The 3,517-nt window shown below is 62.8% G+C and carries 4 protein-coding genes; 1 reads left to right on the forward strand and 3 read right to left on the reverse strand.

Going from position 1 to position 3,517, the window contains the following annotated elements:
- The 3 genes from HX846_RS24260 to HX846_RS24270 all read right to left on the reverse strand — a co-directional run.
- Positions 1-336: DUF4880 domain-containing protein (locus tag HX846_RS24260; RefSeq protein ID WP_256739873.1), on the reverse strand; the 336-nt coding region annotated here is incomplete at its 3' end.
- A gap of 29 nt (positions 337-365) precedes the next feature.
- Positions 366-866, reverse strand: a complete 501-nt coding sequence (locus HX846_RS24265; RefSeq protein ID WP_087693078.1) for a sigma-70 family RNA polymerase sigma factor — start codon at positions 864-866, stop codon at positions 366-368.
- Positions 867-933: 67 nt separating this feature from the next.
- Complete coding sequence (locus HX846_RS24270) at positions 934-2,682, reverse strand: helix-turn-helix domain-containing protein (RefSeq protein ID WP_003219488.1); 1,749 nt, start codon at positions 2,680-2,682, stop codon at positions 934-936.
- A gap of 189 nt (positions 2,683-2,871) precedes the next feature.
- Between HX846_RS24270 and HX846_RS24275 the strand changes: the two genes are divergently transcribed.
- Positions 2,872-3,471, forward strand: coding sequence for an amino acid synthesis family protein (locus HX846_RS24275; protein WP_003219487.1), 600 nt, complete (start codon positions 2,872-2,874; stop codon positions 3,469-3,471).
- Positions 3,472-3,517 lie beyond the last annotated feature (46 nt).

The raw sequence follows: 3,517 nt of genomic DNA on the forward strand, positions 1-3,517 counted from the left end.
CGCCGGATGATCCAGGCCACTGAACAACCCCAGGCCCAGGGCCACCGCCAGCACACTTGCAGCCACTGCATAACGCAGCACGGGCCGGCGCGTCGCACGCGGCTGCGGGGCATCGCACAACGCCTGCAAGCGCGCCTTGGGCACCAGGTCGGTGGCACTCCACAAACCTTGCAGCACATCAAATTCGTACTGGTGCTCGGCATGCTCTGCACGCCAGGCATCAAAACGCTCGCGTTCTTCTGCGCTCAATGGGCTGTCCTGCACACGCACAAACCATTGCGCCGCCTCGTCGCGGGCCGTCACACTGCCGCAGGCACACTCACGGGTATCCATCATGGAAGATCCTGTTTCAAAGCGGGCATTGGTCATGGTGCCATCGCATCCAGGCGGTCACGTAGATGCCGCAGGGTGCGGATCATATACTTTTCCACCATGTTTTTAGACAGGCCCAGGCGTTCGGCGATTTCCTGCTGGGTCAGGCCCTCGATTTTCTGCCAGATAAAAATCTTGCGGCAATTGAGCGGCAGCTCGGCCAGGGCTCGCTCGATGGAATCCGCCAGCTGGATCGCGTGCATGAAATGCTCCGGGTCGCCACTGTGGGGCGAACTCTGATCAAAGGCTTCCAGGGCCATCGCCTCCCGCCGGTCCTCGCGGCGATAGGCGTCAACGGCGATATTGCGCGCCGTTTGATGCAGATAGGCGCGAGGTTGCTCAACCTTGGTGGCGTTGGACTCAAGCACCCGCACAAAAGTGTCGTGGGCCAGGTCTTCGGCCTGCTGACGGTTTCTCAGGCGGCGCGTCCAGGTCCCGATCAACTCTTCGTAGTGCTCGAAAAAGCCTGTTCTGCGGGGCGGCTGAGGAGTCATCAAGGAAGCACTGGGGAGGCGGGGTGTGAATAGTAATGCTTCCTATTAAGTGGAGCAATGCTACCCGTCAGCTATCAATCACCCGCTGCAAATGAATCGCCAATTCCGTGGCAAACCGCCGTTCCGGCGTTTCCACATCAATCCCGAACAACTCCTGGATCCGCGCCAGCCGGTAGCGCAGCGTCGTCACATGCACTCCCATCGCGTCCGCGCATGCCTGGCTGCGGCAGCTCTCCCGCAGATACGCCGTCAGGGTTTCCAGGTACGGCGTCTGGTGCTTGCGGTCATGGGCGAGCATGGCGCCAACGCTGTCGTTGACGAAGGTGCGAATATCCTCGCCGCCCACGGCCGCGACGAAGATCGGGATCGGCCCGAAATCCTGATCGGAGATCGGCCCGCTGCGGCCGAACGAGCGGGCAATCTCGATCAGCCGCCGGCAGCGCTCCCACGCGGCAGGATAATCCGCCAGCGCCCGGCACACCCCGCTGGCCAGCAGGATCGGCTCGGCACCCAGGTAGTGCGCCAGGTCATCGGTAATCTGCCGTTTGATTTTGCTCAAGCGCTCGCCTTCCGCCGGCACCAGGCACACCAAACCGTTGTCGACAATGATCACCGTGGCCTGCATCCCTGCACGCTGCAGGATGCGCGCGACGTTGTGGTGCAGGTTCTTCGCCTCCCGGGCCTTGGCGCCGTAGTCGACGATGATCATCTGCTGCGCGGTGCTGAAGCTGATGCCCAGCCGCTGGGCGCGCTGCTGGATGTCATCGGCATCGCGCCAGCGGCCCTCGAGCACTTCGAGCAGCAGCTCGGTCTGGGTCCGGGTTTCAAAACGAAAGCGGATAAAACTGCGCATCATCTGCACGCTCAAGGCGAACTTGGCGCTTTCCAGCATCAGCAGGTCCAGCTCGTTGACCGGCGCCGCCACCGGGAACAGCACCAGCGCGCCCACCAGTTCGTGGTCGACCATCAACGGTTCGATCTGCGCCCGCAGGGTGAACTGGCGCTGGCCATCGTCGAGGAACAGGTTGACCGTACTGCGCAGGGCGCTGCGCAAACTTTCCTGGGCGGCCTTGGTGATCTGCACGCTGAGCACCCCGGCGACTGCGGCCTGCCAGGCATTGTCGTCAAACAATGCGGGATCCGGCGAACGCCCCGCCACCACCTGGTTGGCGGTGAAGTCCACGGCGATCACCGGGTTGGGCAACTGGTCGCCGACCATCAGCGACAACGATGTCACCGAACCGCCGCCCAATACGTGTTCAAGCATCGTGGTATGCACATGCAACGCCTGCTGCAGGCGCTCGGCGGCGCGGCGTTCGGCTTCCAGCTGGCGCTGGCGCTCCACGGCAATGGCGCCCAGGTGGATGATCATGCCGAGGAACACCCGGTCTTCTTCCGAAACGTCCATCAGCGTGCGGGAAATCACACTGAGCACCATGGGCCGGCCGTCGAAGTCGGTGCAGTTCATCGGCATCACCATCACCGTGCGGTAATCGCGCTCCAGGGATTCGCGGCGGTAGCCGGGGTACTCGCATTCGCGCACGTCGCGGATGAACACCGCCTCGTTGCGTTGCAGGGCGGTCATCACCGGGCTGGAAGACAGCTCCCAGCAATCCACCAGCGGGCGCTGCACCAGGGTCGGGTCATGGCGGGCGATCACGTGGCCGAAGCCGGCGTCCATGTCGATGGCCATGATCGAACTCATGGTCCAGTGGGTGTGGCGGCAACTGGCGTACACCAACTGGTGCAGCATCGACTGCAGGTCACCGCCGGAATTGATCTGACTGGCCACATCGCGCAACGACAGTATCTGCATTTCTCGATTCAAGGCGCTCACCCGAACATGGAGGTCACGGCAGCCACGTTGCCTGCCAGGCCCGCCTGATACTTGCTCCGGTTCAGAGCAATGTCCAGTGGATTTGCACTGCGTAACCACGGAAGACGCTGCTGCCCAACGCTCCTAGCCTAAGGCCACAACCAACAGCCAAAAGGGCGACGAGTGATCATGAATCTGGAAAATCTGGGCGTCAGGAAGTACTGCACCTTTATCGAAGAAACCTTTATCGAAGGCGGCAAGGACGCCGGCAAACCGATCACCCTGATCGTGGTGGCAGCCGTGTTGAAAAACCCTTGGGCCGGCCAGGGCTTCGTCGAAAACCTGCGTCCGGAAATCCTGCGCCTGGCCCCCGGCCTGGGCCATGAGATGACCCGTCGCCTGATCGCCCTGATGCCCGGGGGCAAGGTCGAAGCCTTCGGCAAGGCGGCGGCTGTCGGGGTCAACGGCGAAATCGAACACGCCTCGGGCCTGATCCACACCCTGCGCTTCGGCAACCTGTTCCGCGAAGCCGTGGAAGGCACCGCCTACTTGAGCTTCACCAACACCCGCAATGCACCGGGCGCCCTGCTTTCGCTGCCGATGGTGCACAAAAGCGAAACCGGCAAGCGCTCGCACTTTCTCACCGCCAACTTCCAGGTCGCCGATGCCCCGGGCCCCGACGAAGTGCTGATCGCCATCGGCGCCAGCGACGGCTCCCGTGCCCACCCACGGATTGCCGACCGCTACCAGGACATGGCCGAGATGGAAGCGGAACAACCCAAGGACTGACGTCTGGCTGAAGAACGACGTTCAATTGTGGCGAGGCAGCTTGCTC

Source organism: Pseudomonas sp. K5002, assembly GCF_013386655.1.
Taxonomy (GTDB): domain Bacteria; phylum Pseudomonadota; class Gammaproteobacteria; order Pseudomonadales; family Pseudomonadaceae; genus Aquipseudomonas.

Coding starts and splice junctions, on each gene's coding strand:
- HX846_RS24265 (WP_087693078.1), bottom strand. CDS start 866: ATGACTCCTCAGCCGCCCCGCAGAACAGGCTTTTTCGAGCACTACGAA.
- HX846_RS24275 (WP_003219487.1), top strand. CDS start 2,872: ATGAATCTGGAAAATCTGGGCGTCAGGAAGTACTGCACCTTTATCGAA.
- HX846_RS24270 (WP_003219488.1), bottom strand. CDS start 2,682: ATGCAGATACTGTCGTTGCGCGATGTGGCCAGTCAGATCAATTCCGGC.